The following is an 18,541-nucleotide window of genomic DNA, read 5'->3' as shown; positions in this document are numbered from 1 at the left end:
GAATAGGGGGCAATCGGTTGGCGAAAACAACATCGCCGAGAGCATTAGTATACGTACTTTGCCACGATTACCATACCGACGCCCCACGGGTAGAAATCAATCCAATACTTTCCCCAGAAAATGTGGCAGGACGCTGGTCACTGCTCTATAACTACTAATTCAGGCAAAATTGAATGCAAGTGAAGGAACCATCTATGCGGAGTCCTGCATGCTTCTGGCTGTTGTTGATGATCAGCGGATGGCTGATGATCAGCGACACTTTGGCGGACGACCATTTCCTCACCATCGGGGGTGGTTACGACCCACAAGGCAACCAGGTGTCGCTGGAGCGAAATGTCGAGTTCTTTCGGCAAGTGCTCGCCGAGCAACGCCCCGACGACCCAGCGCACACGGTGTTTTTTGCCGATGGGGATGATGACCATCGTGACCTGCAATATCGCGATCCCTCGTTCGAATGCTCGCCAGGCCGGCGAATTGCCATTGAGCTGTTTGGCGATGCCGATGATCTCGATATCGCCTACCGTAACCATTCCCTTTCCAACGTCACGGGCAGTACCTCGCCAGGGGTAATCAGCAATTACCTCGAGCAACTTGGCCGACGCGTGGAAGGCGACGACCGACTCATCGTGTACGCAACCGCCCACGGCGGCTCTGGCGACGAGAAGACCCCGCACAACACGTCGGTCTACACCTGGAACCACCGCCGATTCTCAGCAGCCGAGTTTTCGAACTGGCTCGGTAAGCTGCCGGAGGAGACTCCCGTGGTGCTGGTGATGGTGCAGTGCTACGCGGGGGGCTTCGCCCACACCATGTTCAACGAAGCCGATCCCACCAAGGGCATCGCTCGGCAATTGCGAGCCGGTTTCTTTGCCCAGGTCCACGACCGCCCCGCAGCGGGCTGCACGCCCGGCGTGAACGAAGAGTCGTATCAGGAGTACAGCTCGTTCTTCTGGGCGGCGATCGCCGGCCACGATCGGCTCGGCAGCACCATCGACAAAGTGGATATCGATAGCGACGGTGTGACCTCGTTTGCCGAAGCCCACGCCTACGCGGTATGCGAGAGCGAGACGGTCGATATTCCGATTCGCACTTCAGATGCTTACCTCGATTACTTCAGCACCGATGGCAACTCGATCGAGACTCAGTACCATCGCGACCGCAAGACGAATGAACCACGCCGGCTCCCGCTGCCCGAACTGCAGAAACTCGAAGGCTCGCTTCCCGCGTTGTTGGAGCAGGCCGATCCGGTCGATCGGTACATCGTGGAGTGCATCTCCAAGAAACTCTCCCTCGACCTCGATGGTAACGTGAGTCAAGTGAAGCAGGCGCTCAACCGGGTGCGACGCGACATGCAGCGGGCCCGCCGCAGTTCGAGCCGCACCACCGGAAATTACCGCCGCACCCGCGACCGCGTGCTGGCCGAGGTCCGCCGCGAATGGCCCGAGCTCGACTCCGATCTGTCGCCGATGCTCGCTTCGTTGATGGCCGAGCGAGCCGACGAGTTCGAAAAGAAGGTGACCTCGATGCTGGCGTACAAGTCGATGGTTCGGTTGGCCGAGGAGAAATCGAAAGCGGACGAAGCCGTCCTGAACTACCGCAAAGACGAAGCCCTCGTTTTACGCCTGGATCGCACGCTCAAACGCATCGTGCTGTCGATCAACCTGCCGAAGGTGGGTTCCCCCCAGGTGGTGAATCGTTATAAAGAACTCTTGGCGTTGGAGTCGAGCAGTTTGGCTGCTGGTTCCCCCTAGGCATCTTTCCCGACGTATATGCAGGCCTTTTTCCTCCTATATCCATCCCGGAATTGAGCACCATGAATCCACAATCCTCTTCCGCTCTCGACCGCCGTAGCTTCGCCAAACTCGCCGCTGTTGGTGGTGCTACCACCCTGCTCGGACAGAGTGCTCAGGCCGAAACGATCCAGGCCACGCCGGCGAAAGCGAATCCAATCGCTATTTCGACTTACTCGTTTTGGCGTTTCCGCGACAATCCAACCGACCGCTTGAGCATCGAGCAATGCATCGACGAAGCCGCCCGCATGGGGTTCGATGCGGTGGAAATCCTGCACATGCAGATGTTCGACGAAGAGTCCCCCTCGCGTCTGCAGAACCTCAAGCGTCAGGCGCTGATCAACGGCCTCGATCTGTGCGGGTTCTCCACGCATCAAGGCTTCGTCTCGCCGGACGAAGATGAGCGGAAGAAGAACATCGACCACACCATCCGCTGCATGCAACTGGCCCACGAGCTGGGTATTCCGACCATGCGAGTGAACACCGGCCGTTGGGGAACCTCGAAGGACTTCGACGAGCTGATGGCAAACCGCGGTATCGAACCCACCCTGCCCGGTTACACCGAAGAAGATGGCTATGGTTGGGTGATCGACAGCTTCGAGAAGCTGCTGCCGGCTGCTGAAAAGTACGGCGTGCTCATGGGACTCGAAAACCACTGGGGCCTCGGCCGCACCGCCGAAGGCGTGATGCGCATTGTCGACGCGGTCGACTCGCCTTGGTTGCAAGTCACGATGGACACTGGCAACTTTCTGGAAGATCCCTACGACCGCTTGGAGATCCTGGCTCCCAAGGCGGTGTACGTACAAGCCAAAACCTACTACGGCGGTGGTTTGTGGTACACGCTCGACCTCGACTATCCCCGTATTGGCAAACTGATTCGTAAGCACAACTACCACGGCTACGTTTCGCTGGAGTTCGAAGGCAAAGCGCCTTGGAAGGAAGCGATTCCCAAGAGCCTGGCACTTCTGCGAAGCGCCCTCGATCCGACCACTTGATCTGCGACCCTCCATGCTACTGAAACCTTCGATCGAACAGATCAAGCAGTTGCCTCATACGTATGAGGCGGATATTCCAAGCGACTACCTCGACGAGATGGGCCACATGAATGTCATGTGGTACACCCACCTGTATGGACAGGGCATTCGAGGCTTTCTCAATTCTGTGGGCTTTGACCGACAGTATATTGAGGAGCAACGGTGCGGCACCTTTGCTCTCGAAAAGCACGTGCGTTATCTGTCGGAAGTACGGGTTGGTGAGAACGTAGCGGTTTACACGCGACTGGTCGACTGCAACGGACGCCTCTACCACCTAATGCAATATCTGGTGAATGAGACGCAGCAGAAGCTGGCCTCGACCATGGAAACCGTGAGTGCGCACGTCGACCTGAACCATCGCCGAATGGCCGAGATGCCGCCGCATCTCACCGAAGCATTCGAAGCCACGGCGGCGACCCACGCCGAGCTCGATTGGAAATCGGCCACCTGTGGGGTGATGGGCATTCGCTAGCACGTAGCGAGAGGCCAACTGTCGGCCTCCCGCAGTGCTCTTCACGGAATTTTTAAGTCGATCCGTTAGAATTGCCGGTATCGGTATAGGCTGCACCAGGCTGCCGCTACCGAGCCGCGACCTGGAAGTTACGCCAGCAGGCTGCCGTTCGACGGTGGCAACAGGGCCTATACTTCCTGTATGCAAATGACTTTTCGACAATCCGATGCCACGAATGTGGTCATGCCGCAGATCGAGACCATTTTGACCGCCGACATGTCGCGCGCCGACGCGTTGGCCATTGCCGAGTTGCTGATCCGCATCTGGCCCCGCCCAGGGGTCACGGTCGAAGATCGCGCCGACAAACTGCAAACCAATCGGGGCGATCAAAATCCCCCGCCCGAGATCGCTAGCCGATCTTTTGTGATCCGCGACGCAGGTCGGGTGATCGGGCACGCGTTGGTGTTCCCTCGAACCATCGGCACCACCGCCGGAGAGATGACCATCGCCGCGTTGGGCTCCGTGTGCACCGATCCGAACTACCGTGGCCAAAAACTGGGCGAGCGATTGGTGCAATCCGCATGGCGGGGAGTCGACGAAGGACTGCTGCCTTTCTCGCTGTTTCAAACTAGCCAGACTGCCAAGCAGTTCTACGACCGCTTCGGGTGCCTGCTGGTGGAAAATCAGGTGACCGACTCCACCGCGGAGGATCCTACCGCGTGCCCCTTTAAGGACGACCACATTGTCCGCTATCCGGGGCGCAACCGCGACTGGCCGACCGGTCCGATAGACTTGCGGGGTCCAGGCTACTAACTGTGTAGCGCGTCGCCGAGCGAAGTGGTGTACAATGAGAGCTTGCGTTGCCAACTGGCATCGCTCGATTTCTTTATTCGATCGACACCACCCATCGCTCTCGCCATGAAGTACTCGCTTAGCCCGTTGCTGTTCGTTGGTCTCGCCCTCTTTCTCATCACTCCACCGACCATGGCTTTCGACCAGTCGGCGGCCGATAAACTCGACGAGCGTTTTCGCGACAAATACCAAGAAGTCAAGGTGAAGCCTCACTGGATTTCGCCGCACGAGTTTTGGTATCGCCGCCCTGCAGCAGAAGGCAACGAAGAGTTCGTATTGGTCAACTGCCAACAAGGCGAGACCAAGGTATTCGCGAAACGAAGCGAGCTGCCCAACGGGCTGCGTAGTCCCTGGCGTCCTGATGCCCGCCAGCGAACGAGTGTTCCGTCGGAGACCTCGCCGGATGGCATGTGGAAAGTTGAGCAGCGAGACCACAATCTCTGGCTCATTAATACCGAGAACAATGAGGAATCGCAGCTCACCACCAATGGCGAGGACCGCCATGGCTACGAGCCCCGGGTGTTCTGGTCGCCCGACTCCAAGAAGCTGGTCGCCATGCACGTGAAAGCCGCTGGCGATCGACGGGTGTACCTGGTGGAATCGTCGCCCGAAGATCAACTGCAACCCAAGCTCGATTCGTATTACTACTTGAAGCCAGGGGACGATATCGAACTGCGTCGCCCCCGCTTGTTCGATGTCGAATCGAAGAGCGAGATCGAAGTATCCAACGAGCTGTTCGACAATCCCTGGAGCCTTGACGAGTTGCTCTGGGACGCCGAGAGCGAGTTTTTCACGTTCTACTACAATCAACGCGGTCATCAGGTCGCCCGCGTGATAAAGGTCGACTCCACTTCTGGTGAAGTCACTCCGGTAGTGAACGATGAGCAACCGACGTTTATCGACTACGCCCACAAGCACTTCGCCTACTACCTGAACGATACCGACGAAGTGGTGTGGATGTCGGAACGCGACGGCTGGAATCATCTTTACCTTATCGATCTGAAGTCTGGCGAAGTGAAGCACCAGATCACCTCCGGCGAGTGGGTGGTGCGAGGGGTCGACTTTGTGGATGTTGAAAACCGTCAGGTGTGGTTCCACGCCGGCGGCATTCATGCCGACCAGGACCCTTACTATGTTCATTGCTGCAAGGTGAACTTCGACGGCACCGGCTTGGTGGTTATCACCGCGGGCGACGGCACCCACGAGGTGGGTCACTCGCCGGAACGCGATTACGTGATCGATCGCTACTCGCGGGTCGATATGCCGCCGGTGACGGAAGTGCGTCGCACCAGCGATGGCGAGTTGGTGGCCACGCTCGAGCAAACCGATATCGAGCCGGTAAAAGCGGCTGGCTGGCAAGCTCCCGAGCGATTTGTTGCCAAGGCACGGGATGGCAAGACCGACATCTATGGCGTGATCTATCGCCCCACCGATTTCGATCCCAATCGCAAATACCCCGTGCTCGAAGATCTGTATGCTGGCCCGCACAGTGCGTTTGTGCCAAAGGGTTTCTCCTCGATTCCATGGTTGCAACGTTGGGCGGAGCTTGGGTTTATTGTCGTGAAAATCGATGGCATGGGAACTTCGTATCGCTCGAAGGCGTTCCATGATGTTGCCAGCAAGAACCTGGTGGATGCCGGGCTGCCGGATCGCAAACTGTGGATGCAAGCGGCCGCTGAGAAGTATCCTCAGCTCGACCTTTCGCGGGTGGGGGTGATGGGGCACTCGGCTGGGGCGCAGAGTGCGATGGCGGCCTTGCTCTGGCATAACGATTTCTACAAGGTGGCTGTGGCTGGCTGTGGTTGTCACGACAATCGCATGGATAAGATCTGGTGGAACGAACTGTGGATGGGGTGGCCGATCGGTCCACATTACGCCGACCAGTCGAACGTGACCAACGCCCACCTGCTCAAAGGCGATCTGCTTTTGATCGTTGGCGAACTCGATAAGAACGTCGATCCGTCCTCCACCATGCAAGTGGTCGATGCACTGATGAAGGCCGACAAGGACTTCGACATGCTTGTCGTGCCTGGGCGAGGGCATAACACCGACACGCCTTACATCATTCGCCGAAAGCGGGACTACTTGATGGAACATCTCGACGCGACCACAGTGCATCCGCTCGAAGCGGAGCAATTCGAACATGTCGATTCGGCGGAAGTCCAGTAGCCCGACACCACGATGGCCCAATCGTCATGATCGCCCGGTTGTTTGGTTGGCTGACCATCAGTCTGCTCGTCGCTGCGATGGCTCGGTTTGCTATGGCCGCGTTAGGACTGGGGAACGACTGGGCCTTTCGCGATAGCTGGCTGGGGATTGGCATGCTCTCCGCAGGGGTCCTGCTGGGCTGCGCAGTCTGGTTGTTCGCGAGCAAACACCGCCGGAGACTCAAGCTGCTTGCTGGGGGCTTGGTGCTTCCACTCTCTTGCTTGTTGATTGCCATTTTTCCTCCGTTATGGCTGCTGAATACGGTCGACTACTTTACCGCAGCTACTTTTTGCTTTGACACCAGCGATAAAGTGCTGGCGATTACGATCGATGATGCCATCGATCCGGTGACGACCTCGGCCATTCTTGATTTGCTCGACGAGCACGCGGTGCAAGCTACTTTCTTTGTGATGACCGACACAACGGGCGAACAGCCCGAATTATCGTCGACTATCTTGCAGCGTATCGCCGAGACTCACGAACTCGGCAATCATCAAACTCGCGACCAACCGGCATGGCAGATGTCGGCCGACACCTTTGCGGCCGACGTTGCGGAAGCACAGCATACGCTTAGCGATTTTGGTTCGGTGCGGTGGCTCCGACCGGGCGCGGGGGTGCTTACTCTTTCGATGGCCGGTGCCGCAGAATCGCAAGACTTGCAGCTACTGCTGGGCAACGTTTTTCCTTGGGATAGTCATCATACTTCGGTTTCGTTCTCCTCTCGTTATGTCATGGGGCGTGTCCGCCCGGGGGCGGTGGTCGTGCTGCACGATCAGGGAGCCCGCGGGGAGCGCACGCTGGCGGTACTCCGCGAGATCATTCCGCAGCTTCAACAACAGGGCTATCGATTGGTCACCGTGAGCGAGCTTGCCAAACTGGCTGCGAAGCAATGAGTGAGCTTCGCTAAGAGTTACCACTTACTTGGCACGAGTCTCACTAAGTATCGCTTCGATGGTTGCCACCGCTTTGGGGGTTCCGTCAAACTCCTCCTGGCGGCCTTTCAGGTTCTCACGGTACATTTCTATGTTGGCCATGAACGCATCCAACTGCGACTGCTCCACGCGTTCAACGTAAGCCCAATCGCCACCGCCGAGTTCCTTCAGAAAACAAGCGTTGATGCGTTGCTCGAAGTGCTTTCGCTCAGGCATCGCAAAAAATGGCTTGCCCAGGTACAACGCTTCGCCAAGCAGTTGATTGCCTGCTGCGGCGACCACCGCCTTGCAGGTGACGAGCGATTCGGTAAACGAGTGCTCGTCGACTTCAAAGAACTCGGCATTGCCTTGCGGAGGACGTTTGCCGAGCCCATAGATTCGCACCGGAAGGCCAAGGCTACCAAGCTTACGAACCGTGGCCTCGGGCGTTTGTCGCCGGAGGTACGAAAGCAAGAATCCCTGGTCGCTGGTCTCGCGCTGGCGAATCGTGGGACGCAACAAAGGACCTACCTGCACCACGTCTTCGTACCCCCGTTTGAGCGGAGGACTATAGAACGCACTCACCATGGTTTTTTGCTGCCCAATGCCAAACATCCAGACCGCCAAACGCATACTACGGGCCCACCAACGAAGTTGGGTTGGCAGGATCGAAAGGTCGTAGGCCAACAGAAAGTGCTGGTGATCGAAGCTCAGCACCGGTACGTTCGTGCGATGGGCCGCGCGGGCGACGAGTGGTTCGAAATCGCTGATCACCAAGTCTGGCTTCTCTTGCTTGATCGCTTCGACCAGCGGCTCGAGCAGCTTTTCGACACGCATCCAGAGCGACAATCCCGAGCTGATGGTCTTATAAAGATTCAAACGCTTTTCGGTGTAATGGAACTTAAGCCCCTCGATCGAGCGAACTTCCACATCGGCGGCGTTTTCGTATTGCTTCCAGAGAAACTCCAACGCGTCGTGCGACGAGTAGAGCACGATGCGATGGCGGTGGCGGAGCTCTTCCACCACGGTCCGCGCCCGCGCTGCATGCCCACGCCCTTCGCCCATGACGCTGTAGAAGATCGTAGACATGCTGGAAGATTGGGTTGAAGAACGAAACACGCGGTTTTACCCCGGTTGTTTGGCACCGAGTTCCCCCATTAGAACAAACCTAGCCAACGTTTCAACAGTTATATTTAGCCACTTAGTAACCCTGTTTATGCTTGACGGCTAATTCGCTGGGCGATTTTTTGCCTTGCTCCTGCACACCGATGCTGGCTTGGTGTATGGTGGATTTTCGCAGCGTTGGGCGACAGAGTATCCCAAGCTGGTAATGCCCGAACTTTGGTTCGGCTTACCTCTCTGGGGTTACCCCAGGGCAACGTGAAAGATGGATGTTTCGTCGCGCGAAGCGTAATGCGCTGCACGCATGTCGCTTCGCGCCAGACTAGAATCGTTGGGATACTCTGCCGCCTGCCTGATTGCTATGAGTTCGCCAAAACGCATCGCCGAACCACTCGCAGCCGCCTTTCTGGCGGGGCCGCTGGAAGTAGAGGGAATGGTCGCCCGCGGTAGCCAGTTGCTTGGCAAGCGGTGGAGATGGCTCTCGCCGCTGGCGAAGCGGATGCATCGGTATTTCGGTGGCACAACGCGTCCTCGTCAGGCGCGGCTCATCAATGTGATGCTATGCGACGAAGGATTCTATCGCGCGTGCACTAAGTACGAACTGCAATTGGTCGACTTGCAAGCGTGCCAGCCTGCGATGGCCCCCAGCCTTGCCGCACTGTCGTGGAATGTTCCCGCGCTCTGCACCACCAAGCAACTGGCCGACTGGCTTGGCTTGGCGGTGAGCGAACTCGAGTGGTTTGCCGACATGCGTCGCTGGGAAACGAAGCCTGCTTCGATGCAAACGCAGCACTACCGCTATCGGGTGTTATCGAAACGAAATGGCCGACTGCGATTGATCGAGGCTCCCAAGTCGCGGCTCAACATGCTGCAGCGGCAGATTCTCACGCACCTGCTCGATCGATTCCCCGTACACTCTGCGGTGCATGGGTTTCGCCAAGGTCGATCGATTCGCACTTTTGCCGTGCCCCATATCCACCGCCCCGTGGTGCTCAAGCTGGATCTTCGCGATTTCTTTCCCACCATCCGCATCGCCCAACTCAGCGCGTTGTTCCGCACCGCGGGTTATCCGGAAAGGGTAGCCGATTTGCTGGCGGGGATATGCACCAATACGACTCCCACTGAGGTGTGGGACGATGAAGGCCTGGCTGCGTCGCCGAGCGAGATCCGGCGGATGCGAATGCTCTACGAGCAGCCCCATCTACCGCAGGGGGCGCCAACCTCGCCGACTCTGGCAAACCTCTGTGCTTACCGACTCGACTGCCGACTCGCGGGGTTGGCCGAAGCGTCTGGCGGGGTCTACACCCGCTACGCGGATGACCTCGCTTTCTCAGGCGACGAGCGATTTGCTCGCACGGCGGAACGCTTTGCCATCCATGTGATGGCGACGGTCATGGAAGAAGGCTTCGAGGTTCATCCCCGCAAAACTCGGCTTATGCGGCCTGGAGTTTGCCAACGCCTGACCGGATTGGTGGTCAACCAGCATCTGAACATCGCCCGCAGCGATCGCGATCGCTTGAAGGCGATTCTGACGAACTGTGTGCGGCACGGCCCAGCAACTCAAAATCACGAAGGCCACCGCGATTTTCGCTGCCACCTGCGAGGGCGTGTTGCCTTTGTCGAGTCGATCAATCCCACGTGGGGCAAGAAGCTCCGCGGATTGTTCGACCAGATTGTGTGGTAGCGAGACTACCCTCGCTTACGGCCGACGAATCGGAAGTAAGGAATCCTTAGGAACGGAATCATGATGATCTTACCCGCCTGCTCGTTGAGGCTTACCGTTTCGAAACGAGTCTCCAGGTAAGGAAGCAAATCGGGGTTCGGGTGGACGTTGTCGCTGGAGAACCATACCGGCCAGAACTGGCGACGGAACCAGGAATGGCTGGCATGCCCTTCCGCGGGGTACTTTTTGGAGACATAAAAGTCGACCACTCCGATGGTGCCGCCAGGCTTGAGGAGCGTGAGCGCGTGGTCCACAGCATCCCACCAGTTGGGAATCATCGTGAGCGAATAGCAGAAGGTCAGCACATCGACCGACTCGGGCTCGATTTCCACCTTCGTCGCATCGGCGTGCAGTAGCTTGACGTTCTGCCAGCCATTTTTCTCGACCCGCTTGCCGGCGATGCCGAGCAGCGACTCCGAGAGGTCGACCAGCGTTGCCTGCTGAAAGTTCGTGAGGCGGTCGCCCCAGGCTTCGACATTGCGAGCGGTACCACAGCCGAGGTCGACCCACTGGCCCGCTTCGGGCGCAGGGAGATCGGTGAATAACTCATCACGACCATGCAGCATTTTCTGCCGCGTTTCGTCGTAGTGTTCGGCCTGGCCTGAGTAGAAGCTATCGAGACGCTCCTGGTGCGACTCACCCCGAATGGGCGAGAGCACCATGTGGTAAATTGCCTTCAGTTGCCCCATTGCGCTCATGGTTGTCGTCCGTCGCGTTGTTGGAGGGATTCTTGTGTAGCGTGGCGATATCGAAGCTGCCGTAGGTGTTCACGCGATCCTTGGCATGCAGTTCGTTCGCCAGCTCGCGGTTGTATTCGAGCACGTCGCCCAACGTGTACTTCTTACCGTTGAGCTCCACTTCGATGGGATCGATGAAGTCGACCTCGAGGGCTGCACTACGCCAGAGCATGATGCTCAGATCGTCGGCATGATTAATGATCGCCTGCCATTGTCGCTGCAGGATGTCGGCATGGTGCTCGGCCAACCAGTCCATGTGATCGAGCAGCACGTACCGCGAATAGGTTTGATCGGTCGATTCCAGGTAATCGAGAATCGTCGACGTGTGCGTGTGAATGCGGTCGACCAGGCCACCCTTCAAGCGATTAAAATTCTCTTCGCGCAAGTACTCAGGGCAGCACTCGTGGGTGTACTCGCCGGTCATATAGACCCGCCAGAAGTAGTTGTCCTTGATCGGCAGCTTGGTGAAGACCTGGTCGAGGCGGTCTTCGATGAACTTGGCGATGCCGCCTGGATAGTGCTTTTCCAACTGCCGGCGTTGCGCCCGCGGTACTCCCAGCATCGACAGCACCGAGTCGCGACGCAGGAAGAACTCCATCTTGGGGCCCCAGAAGGCCTGCTTCACGTCTTTACGGAAGATCTCTTCCTGCTCTTCCAACGACTGGGCTTCGAGCAACCGCTCGATCGCCGGGCGGATGCGGGCGAAGCGGTTGATGTACACGTTCATCGACCAGGCAAACATCCCGGCGGTACCGCGGAAGTAGAAACTCGGCCGGCGACCTTTGCCGTAGAAGAACTTGCCTTGCTTGTCCCAGTATTCACGGGCCGAAGCAGGCAGGCTCTCGCGGAGCTTCTCTTTGTAAATCGTGTCCCAGTCGGTCAGTCGGCCGCGGCCGAACATCTCGAAGAAAGTCTCGTAGTCGAGTTCGCGAATCGCGGCTTTCTTGAGTTCCAACAGGGCGTTCTGGCGAGCGTTGACATCCACGGTGTCGATCCGCTCAAGCCCATCCAAGGCGTAATCCAGGGCGTTGCAGCCAGCCGAAGTAATGACCAGCAAGCGATCCGATTCAGTAAGTTTCAGCGCAACGCGATCGAGCCGAGGATCTTCCCAGCAAGTGTTATAGACAAGGTTTTTGCCGTGCGTCAGATTAAAAACGACTCGGCTTAGTTTGGCGGCGAGCATGCAAATTCCTGTGGCCTGATGGACAGTGGACAGGCGGAGGACATGCATGCGACGACTGTGCCAGCCGGGCCGCGAAGGGGCCCTCCGCTGGAGGTCGTGGTCCATCGTGCCACAACCAATAACGCCGTTGTTGGGGAGGGAAATTCCTACTTCGCGTAGCGGATTGCCAGGCGTAAAAACACCTATGCACCGATCGCATGGACATCCTCATGGTGTTATCACCAATCGCGTTATGGTCCACGTTTTACCGCCCCGTGGCAAGGGGCAGCACCCACAGGAGACACGAAAATCGACGAAAACTACCAATTTAGGCAGTTTAGGCAATCAGAACCCCGGCCATCGACTCGTCGAGCTCCGTCGCGGGTTGCCGTGACTTGAGCGTCGCCAGAATCCGGCCATCGGCTCGATTCAGCTCGAACGAACCATCTTCGAACTCCACCAAGGCGGTGCAGTTCTCGACCCAGTCCCCCGTGTTGAGATAGGCGAGGTTGTCGAGATGCATGATTCGCGGCGAGTGGATATGGCCGCAGATAATGCCAAAGCAGTCCTGCTCCGCAGCTGCTTCCATCAGTTGCGACTCGAAGTCGCTGATATGCTTGACCAGGCCCTTGATGTTGCGCTTGATCAAGTTGCAGAACGCGTAGCGATTGTGCTTCTTGCCCCGCGCCCAGTTCAGCCAGTAGTTGGTGCTGAGCAGCACGTCGTAGGCATACGTGCCAATCAAGCTGAGCCATGGCATCGACTGCTCGACTTTGTCGAACTTGTCGCCATGGGTCACCAGGTACCGGCGCCCATCGGCCGCTTCGTGCACGAACTCCTGCTCCAGCTCGATCAGCCCGTAGTCGGCCAGGAAGTTGCGGAGAAACTCATCGTGATTCCCCGGGGCGTAGCGAATCTTGGTGCCACAGCGTCGTAGGTCCATCAGGCGATGGAAGATGCGATCGTAGGTGGGATTCCACCGCCAGCGGCGTTTCAGCTTCCAACCGTCGATGAAGTCGCCGACGATGTAGAGTTGCTCCGGCTCGTAGTGATTCAGCAGCTTTAGCAACGCCTTGGCCTGCGTATGCTTCGAGCCAAGGTGCACATCGCTGATAAACAGCGAGCGAATCGGTTCACGGCAAGGGGTGTCCTTCGCCATTCCATGTTTGGCGAGCGACTGGGGATCCACATGTGGGCGTTGGTGGGTCGTCAATCTACTACCCTTCATCGAACGAGGATGTTCGCTGCGGGAGGACGCTTCCACTGCGACCGACCCTTCACAGCAAACCGGAAAAGGCTTTACCTCTAATTGTATTATCTTACCGGTTCGTTGTGGTTCCGCTAACGTATCGTTGGAAGTGCGTTAAGTTTAGGTTCAGTTTTCGTGAAGCACGAGAAACACTGCCATTATAGTGTCTGCCGCTGACGATCAACAGGCAATTGGCAAATCCAGGAGGGAAGTTTCCCCCTCGCAGAAGTAAGCCAGTGCAGGCGTCACGAAAGTAGTAACTGGAACATCATTCGGCATTTGGCTCCCAATCTTGGAGCTTCCCATCCTTTTGCTCACCAAGTCCGTCGAATTCGCCAGCTCCCCCCATGCGCGATCCCCCACCATGATGGCTCCGCTGCTAGCAATAGATTCCCAACACCCGCGAATAGATTCCCAATTTACCCACCGATGGGAAAATTGAATCTGCACACACTCTACAAAACCAGTGGTTTTCGGCCTCGAATAGATTCCCATCTCCCAAAACGCATCGAGTGGGAATCTATTTTCCCGCTGCGCATTTACCGTAAGTCGTTTGCTATTAATGAGTTGCATCAACACCTCCGCTGAAAGTGCCCAAAATAGATTCCCACCGGTGGGAAACTATTCTGGGAGGAGTCAGGAAGCAGGATTCAGGGGCCAGGGAAAGCGGGATTTGGGATATCGGAATGCGGAATGTCATCTTGAAGGAGCTTCCAGCGACTGAAAGATCTCCGCTCGCCATTTCGAGCGTGTCACCAACGAGCGCCGCGTAGGGTGCGGTCCAGGAGCTTCCGGCGACGCAGCCCCACCAACCGCAATACCCAAACGCGCAGCAGCGAACGCCCACGCCAGCAACCATTCGCAGCGTGTCGATGCTGTAATTCAAGGGAATTCAAAAACTGCTAAACCATTCCACCCTCCAACAACGGACTACTGACCACTAACAACGGACCAAACACACCTGTCCATTAGAACACCACCGATGGCCAATTCCCAGCGAAAAGTGGAAAGAATCTAAGCATCAAATTTCACCCTCTCGCTTGCGGCCAATAAAGAGACACGGGTCGGGCTATCAGGCCCGGGGAGGGCAGCACCAGAGTACGGCGCGAGAATCGAGCCAGCATGGCAGAGTCGCCGAGCCCGCAGAGATTTTGGCTAGCACCGACAGCAGGGCGGACTACGCATGGCCACTTCGCAAAACGCACCACGCCCTGTTGTCGGTGGGCGAAGCCCAAGAGGCCACCCCATCCGTGATAATCCGCGTTCGTCCGTGGCTAGAAACCGCTATCCAAATCCCAGGCCACGCACTACCGCCGATCGGTAGCCGGCGTTCGTTAGCTGCTCAGTTCTTCGAGTGCAGTAACGCCCCACACCAAGCATCCAGCCCACTGCTGGCGATTGGGCAACGTAACGGATCATCATCGAGCCGTTGCTACTGCCATGCGATCTACAAACGCTGTCCGCGACAAGCCAGCAGTGGCACTCAAAAAAGAATGGCTAACAGTGCCGCCCCGCCGTGTGTACAAAAATTTGGCAGAGGGTGCTTTTGGCCCAAGTGGCGATCCCCTGCCAGCCCCGCCGAATCTGGGCACCTTACGGTTCGGTGGGGTCTTTTCAGAACAGACAGGTAGGCCGATAGGTCTCCCTATTCAGAGCCCGTCACATCTTCGGATGTAGCGGGTTTAATTCTTGAAAGGCGACTTGGAACCGTTCAACCGGCTAGTACTGCCAGATTCAAGTGAGGCGGCTGGGGTTTTGGGCTTGGGTGCTGGGGGTACTTGGGGCTTGGTTCTTCGGACAGGGGGGGAAGCTACACCAAGCAGCCAGCACACTGCTGGTGAGTGGGGAACGTGGCGGATCATCATCTGCCGTCATACGATCTGGAAAGGCTGTCGGTGGCAAGCCAGTCGCGGCACCCAAGGGCGGACGCCGCACCTTTGCCATCCTGCCGCCCCAATACTGTTGCCGGAGTTTAAAGCCTACGCCATACTAGCTTCCTGCATGACATCATTAGGAGCTGGATTCTGACCATCTTGTCTCTAAAGATTCCTCAATCATTGGTTGCGCAGGACCATTCTCAAGGTCATTCAGACGGAGTACTAAGTAGTTTCGGACTGCTTTTCGCTGCTCACTGTTCAATAGGGAAAACTGCAAACTCGCATTTTCACTTTTCAAACATAATGTGAAGGCAATATCGTGATTATACAGCCCCTTTAGATCCGCGATAAGAAACGCTGGAAGATGGAACTGCATTCCTCTAGCATCAAAAAACGATAGACTGCTGTAACAGTTGTTTAAATCGGATGCATCTATCTTGCTCCAATCATCCTTTTCATCTTTCAATCGAAGCAGATCCAATTCTTCTTCAGACGCATAGTCATCTAGTCCTTGCGCTTGGTGTAGCCCAACGCCCTCCCCAAGAGTAATACCTCTAAAGGCACTTTCAATGTGTTCGAGAACTGTTAGTTCATCTTGCGTTATCATATTGCTCAAGAAACCTTAGAACAGATTAAAACAGGAATTAGAGGTGCTTAATTTCTTATATCATGTCGGGTGGCGGAGTTGTGTCGTAATATAAACCGTGATCGTACAACTTGTATCCCTCGCAGCCTTTCCAACGCAATAGGTACAGTCCAGAGGCAATAAGGGGACATTCTACTTTTCCGCCTTCTTTGGTCTTCCCCGTGGTCGGAGCGATGACTCCAACCCTAGCGATTTGGCGGTTTTGTGTTGCCAATCGGTGTCGCCGTAGGGGGTGCCTCGCTCGACACTCTTTCGCAATGCCGCCAGCTCCGCTTCTGTCTCCGTGCCGTTGACGTAGTTGGTCCAGCCGCGAAACTTTTCCAACGGGCCATCACTCAGCAGCTCTTCCGGGCAGCTCCGTGTGGTGGATTTCAGACTCGACCATTCCCAGTCTTGGCTTCGCGCGACCAGGCCGGCACGTAGCGGGTTGCGTTCGACGTACCGCAGCACGGTCCAGTAGTGCTCGTCGTCTTGGATCGGAAACGCTTTGAACCGCCCCTGCCAAACGTGCCCGCTCGATTGGTAATGACGATGGTAGCGACGCACATGCGAAGTGAGCAGCCACTGCATCCAGCGGCTGAGGTCGCCGTCGTGGTGGGACCACAGCAGCAGGTGAAAGTGGTTGGGCATCAGGCAGTAGCCAACCAGCCGCATGGGGAGCCGCTCGCTCGCCTCGACCATGAGATGGACAAACGCGGCGAAGTCGTCGTCCTTGTGAAACACCTCGCCCCGGGCGTTCCCCCGATTGAGAACGTGATAAACGAATCCACCTTGCGAAGCGCGAGCAGTTCTGGGCATGCCGACAGTTTAGCACACGCTGGAGCCTAGAAAAAGTAGAATGTCCCCTTTACTCCTTCCCTTTACTCCTTGCTACGAGCGGGAATAGCACCAACGGCCCGACTAAGCCGCCCGCCGTTCGGCAGCAGGTTCGTGGTACAGCGGCACCACTTCGGACAGGGCTTGCCGGACCCGCTCGGGCCGGGCGTTGGACAGTTCGGCGAGCTGGCTGATTTCGTTCACTACCTGCACCAAGTGCCACGACTGGCTGTCGGCGACCATGATCTTGGGGTGCGACGTCTTGCGGTGGGTTTCCTGCTCGCCGTAGAGTTCTTCGAACAGCTTTTCGCCAGGGCGCAGGCCGGTGAACTCGATCTCGATGTCTTCTCCCTCGCGAAGTCCGGAGAGACGGATCATGTCGCGGGCCAGGTCGACGATCTTGACCGGCTCGCCCATGTCGAGCACGAAAATCTCGCCCCCCTGCCCCATCGCTCCCGCCTGGATGACGAGTTGAGCCGCCTCGGGGATCATCATGAAAAAGCGAATGATGTCGGGGTGAGTCACGGTGATCGGACCGCCGCGGGCGATCTGCTCGCGAAACACCGGAACCACACTGCCCGCTGAGTCGAGTACGTTGCCGAACCGCACCGTGATGAACCGGCACGACGACGTGGCGGCCTTCGCCTGCACGTAGCGTTCGGCCAATTGCTTGCACGACCCCATCACGCTGGTGGGGTTCACCGCTTTGTCGGTAGAGATCATCACCAAGCCTTGGGCCTGGTATTCTTCGGCCAGGTCGACCACGTGTCGTGTGGCGAGCACAATGTTCTTGATGGCCTCGCCGGGATGATCCTCCATGAGCGGCACATGCTTGTAGGCCGCCGCATGAAACACAATGTCGGGTTGGTGCTCCTCGAACACGGCCTTCATGCGAACCTGATCGGTCAGATCGGCCAGCGCGACGACAATCTCTAGATCGTCGGCCAACCGGCGTAGTTCACGATCGAGGAAAAACTGCCCCGTCTCCGATCGATCGACCACCACGATCTTACCAGGACGTAACGCGACCAACTGTCGGCAAATCTCAGAACCAATGCTCCCCGCCGATCCAGTGACGAGCACGGTTCGGCCCCGCAACCATTGGCTGATCGCGGGCGTATCGAGCGAGAGCGATTCGCGGCGCAACAGGTCTTCGATGGCTACCGCCCGAGGTTGTACGCTTACTTTGCCACCGAGCAGCTGCTCGTAGTTGGGGAGCACATTGATGTTGAACGCGTAGTCGTTGGCTGTTTCCATCAGCTCGCGAACGGTCTTGCCTGGCAAGTCGCCGGAGTGAATCAGCACTTCATCGACCGAGTAGCGTGCGGCCAGTTCGGCCAGCTCGTCGAGCGTACCCACCACCGGCACGCCGGCGATGCGGTGACCAACCAGACTTGGTGTTTCGTCGACAAAGCCAAGCACCTGGTAGTTGAGCCGGCGATTATGCGAGATGGCCCGCAGCAAGTTTTCGCCCGACTCGTTGGCTCCCACAATCAGTGCTCGCAAGCGAGTATCCGAGTCGCTCCACTGCTGCTGCAAATGCCGCCACGCCCGGGGTACGGAGCGAAGCAAGCCCACCAAGGCAATCGAACCACCCCAGTCGACCAGCACAACGGTGCGGGGAATAGAATACTCCGGCACCAAAAACCAATCGATTAGCACCACGCCAACAGTGCCACAAGTCATGGCCTTGGCAATGGTCCCCAGATCGTGAAAAGTAACAAAGCGATGCCAGCCTCGATGCACATTAAACCAACTAGCAGCCATCATCTTGGCGACCAGCACCCACGGCAACGTTGCCCACAGCCGCCAGGCAAACTCGCCGGTAGGGAACCCATCGAACCGCAGGCAGTAGGCGAGAACGTAAGCCGCTTTCATCGCGCACAGCAGCAGCACCATGGCAATCACCACGTGAAGGCCAGGTCGGCTGCTCGGTTTGTCGCTCGCGATTAACGGCATGGAA

14 protein-coding genes are annotated in these 18,541 nt (G+C 57.4%); 7 read left to right on the top strand and 7 right to left on the bottom strand.

Annotation, left to right across the window (positions count from 1 at the left end):
- Positions 1-194 precede the first annotated feature (194 nt).
- From Pan181_RS07480 to Pan181_RS07455, 6 genes are all read left to right on the top strand, one after another.
- Entirely contained in the window at positions 195-1,751 is a 1,557-nt protein-coding gene (locus Pan181_RS07480) for a hypothetical protein (protein ID WP_145246238.1), read from the top strand.
- A gap of 62 nt (positions 1,752-1,813) precedes the next feature.
- Positions 1,814-2,785, top strand: a complete 972-nt coding sequence (locus Pan181_RS07475) for a sugar phosphate isomerase/epimerase family protein (RefSeq protein WP_145246237.1) — start codon at positions 1,814-1,816, stop codon at positions 2,783-2,785.
- A gap of 13 nt (positions 2,786-2,798) precedes the next feature.
- Complete coding sequence (locus Pan181_RS07470) at positions 2,799-3,296, top strand: acyl-CoA thioesterase (RefSeq protein WP_145246236.1); 498 nt, start codon at positions 2,799-2,801, stop codon at positions 3,294-3,296.
- Positions 3,297-3,482: 186 nt separating this feature from the next.
- Positions 3,483-4,088 (top strand): GNAT family N-acetyltransferase, encoded by a 606-nt coding sequence (locus tag Pan181_RS07465; protein ID WP_197529011.1) that lies wholly within the window; start codon positions 3,483-3,485, stop codon positions 4,086-4,088.
- A gap of 105 nt (positions 4,089-4,193) precedes the next feature.
- The gene (locus Pan181_RS07460) at positions 4,194-6,296 is read left to right on the top strand and encodes a S9 family peptidase (RefSeq protein ID WP_145246234.1); all 2,103 of its coding nucleotides are present in this window, start codon (positions 4,194-4,196) and stop codon (positions 6,294-6,296) included.
- Between the two features lie 26 nt (positions 6,297-6,322).
- Positions 6,323-7,228, top strand: coding sequence for a polysaccharide deacetylase family protein (locus Pan181_RS07455; protein WP_145246233.1), 906 nt, complete (start codon positions 6,323-6,325; stop codon positions 7,226-7,228).
- A 24-nt stretch (positions 7,229-7,252) separates the two neighbouring features.
- On the opposite strand, the gene Pan181_RS07450 is transcribed toward Pan181_RS07455, so the two are convergent.
- Positions 7,253-8,335 carry a glycosyltransferase family protein gene (locus Pan181_RS07450; protein ID WP_145246232.1) on the bottom strand — a complete coding sequence of 361 codons (1,083 nt, stop codon included), beginning with the start codon at positions 8,333-8,335 and terminating at the stop codon, positions 7,253-7,255.
- 394 nt (positions 8,336-8,729) lie between these two features.
- On the opposite strand from Pan181_RS07450, the gene Pan181_RS07445 reads away from it, so the two are divergent.
- Complete coding sequence (locus Pan181_RS07445) at positions 8,730-10,052, top strand: reverse transcriptase family protein (RefSeq protein ID WP_145246231.1); 1,323 nt, start codon at positions 8,730-8,732, stop codon at positions 10,050-10,052.
- 5 nt (positions 10,053-10,057) lie between these two features.
- On the opposite strand, the gene Pan181_RS07440 is transcribed toward Pan181_RS07445, so the two are convergent.
- From Pan181_RS07440 to Pan181_RS07415, 6 genes are all read right to left on the bottom strand, one after another.
- The gene (locus Pan181_RS07440) at positions 10,058-10,753 is read right to left on the bottom strand and encodes a class I SAM-dependent methyltransferase (protein ID WP_231943778.1); all 696 of its coding nucleotides are present in this window, start codon (positions 10,751-10,753) and stop codon (positions 10,058-10,060) included.
- Positions 10,728-12,011 carry a DUF3419 family protein gene (locus Pan181_RS07435; protein WP_145246229.1) on the bottom strand — a complete coding sequence of 428 codons (1,284 nt, stop codon included), beginning with the start codon at positions 12,009-12,011 and terminating at the stop codon, positions 10,728-10,730. Before Pan181_RS07435 ends, Pan181_RS07440 begins: the two co-directional genes overlap by 26 nt.
- 316 nt (positions 12,012-12,327) lie before the next feature.
- Complete coding sequence (locus Pan181_RS07430) at positions 12,328-13,149, bottom strand: UDP-2,3-diacylglucosamine diphosphatase (RefSeq protein ID WP_197529010.1); 822 nt, start codon at positions 13,147-13,149, stop codon at positions 12,328-12,330.
- 2,100 nt (positions 13,150-15,249) lie between these two features.
- Positions 15,250-15,723: a DUF6714 family protein gene (locus Pan181_RS07425; protein ID WP_145246227.1), complete on the bottom strand. Its 474-nt coding sequence runs from the start codon at positions 15,721-15,723 to the stop codon at positions 15,250-15,252.
- A 171-nt stretch (positions 15,724-15,894) separates the two neighbouring features.
- Positions 15,895-16,560 carry an REP-associated tyrosine transposase gene (locus Pan181_RS07420; RefSeq protein ID WP_145246226.1) on the bottom strand — a complete coding sequence of 222 codons (666 nt, stop codon included), beginning with the start codon at positions 16,558-16,560 and terminating at the stop codon, positions 15,895-15,897.
- 102 nt (positions 16,561-16,662) lie between these two features.
- A complete protein-coding gene (locus Pan181_RS07415; RefSeq protein WP_145246225.1) occupies positions 16,663-18,537 on the bottom strand; it encodes a polysaccharide biosynthesis protein in 1,875 nt (624 codons plus the stop codon).
- Positions 18,538-18,541: the final 4 nt, after the last annotated feature.

The organism is Aeoliella mucimassa (assembly GCF_007748035.1).
Lineage (GTDB): Bacteria > Planctomycetota > Planctomycetia > Pirellulales > Lacipirellulaceae > Aeoliella > Aeoliella mucimassa.
This window is presented reverse-complemented; position numbering and strand designations above follow the sequence as displayed.

Coding starts and splice junctions, on each gene's coding strand:
- Pan181_RS07430 (WP_197529010.1), bottom strand. CDS start 13,149: ATGGCGAAGGACACCCCTTGCCGTGAACCGATTCGCTCGCTGTTTATC.
- Pan181_RS07445 (WP_145246231.1), top strand. CDS start 8,730: ATGAGTTCGCCAAAACGCATCGCCGAACCACTCGCAGCCGCCTTTCTG.
- Pan181_RS07480 (WP_145246238.1), top strand. CDS start 195: ATGCGGAGTCCTGCATGCTTCTGGCTGTTGTTGATGATCAGCGGATGG.
- Pan181_RS07450 (WP_145246232.1), bottom strand. CDS start 8,335: ATGTCTACGATCTTCTACAGCGTCATGGGCGAAGGGCGTGGGCATGCA.
- Pan181_RS07440 (WP_231943778.1), bottom strand. CDS start 10,753: ATGGTGCTCTCGCCCATTCGGGGTGAGTCGCACCAGGAGCGTCTCGAT.
- Pan181_RS07460 (WP_145246234.1), top strand. CDS start 4,194: ATGAAGTACTCGCTTAGCCCGTTGCTGTTCGTTGGTCTCGCCCTCTTT.
- Pan181_RS07425 (WP_145246227.1), bottom strand. CDS start 15,723: ATGATAACGCAAGATGAACTAACAGTTCTCGAACACATTGAAAGTGCC.
- Pan181_RS07435 (WP_145246229.1), bottom strand. CDS start 12,011: ATGCTCGCCGCCAAACTAAGCCGAGTCGTTTTTAATCTGACGCACGGC.
- Pan181_RS07455 (WP_145246233.1), top strand. CDS start 6,323: ATGATCGCCCGGTTGTTTGGTTGGCTGACCATCAGTCTGCTCGTCGCT.
- Pan181_RS07475 (WP_145246237.1), top strand. CDS start 1,814: ATGAATCCACAATCCTCTTCCGCTCTCGACCGCCGTAGCTTCGCCAAA.
- Pan181_RS07415 (WP_145246225.1), bottom strand. CDS start 18,537: ATGCCGTTAATCGCGAGCGACAAACCGAGCAGCCGACCTGGCCTTCAC.
- Pan181_RS07465 (WP_197529011.1), top strand. CDS start 3,483: ATGACTTTTCGACAATCCGATGCCACGAATGTGGTCATGCCGCAGATC.
- Pan181_RS07420 (WP_145246226.1), bottom strand. CDS start 16,560: ATGCCCAGAACTGCTCGCGCTTCGCAAGGTGGATTCGTTTATCACGTT.
- Pan181_RS07470 (WP_145246236.1), top strand. CDS start 2,799: ATGCTACTGAAACCTTCGATCGAACAGATCAAGCAGTTGCCTCATACG.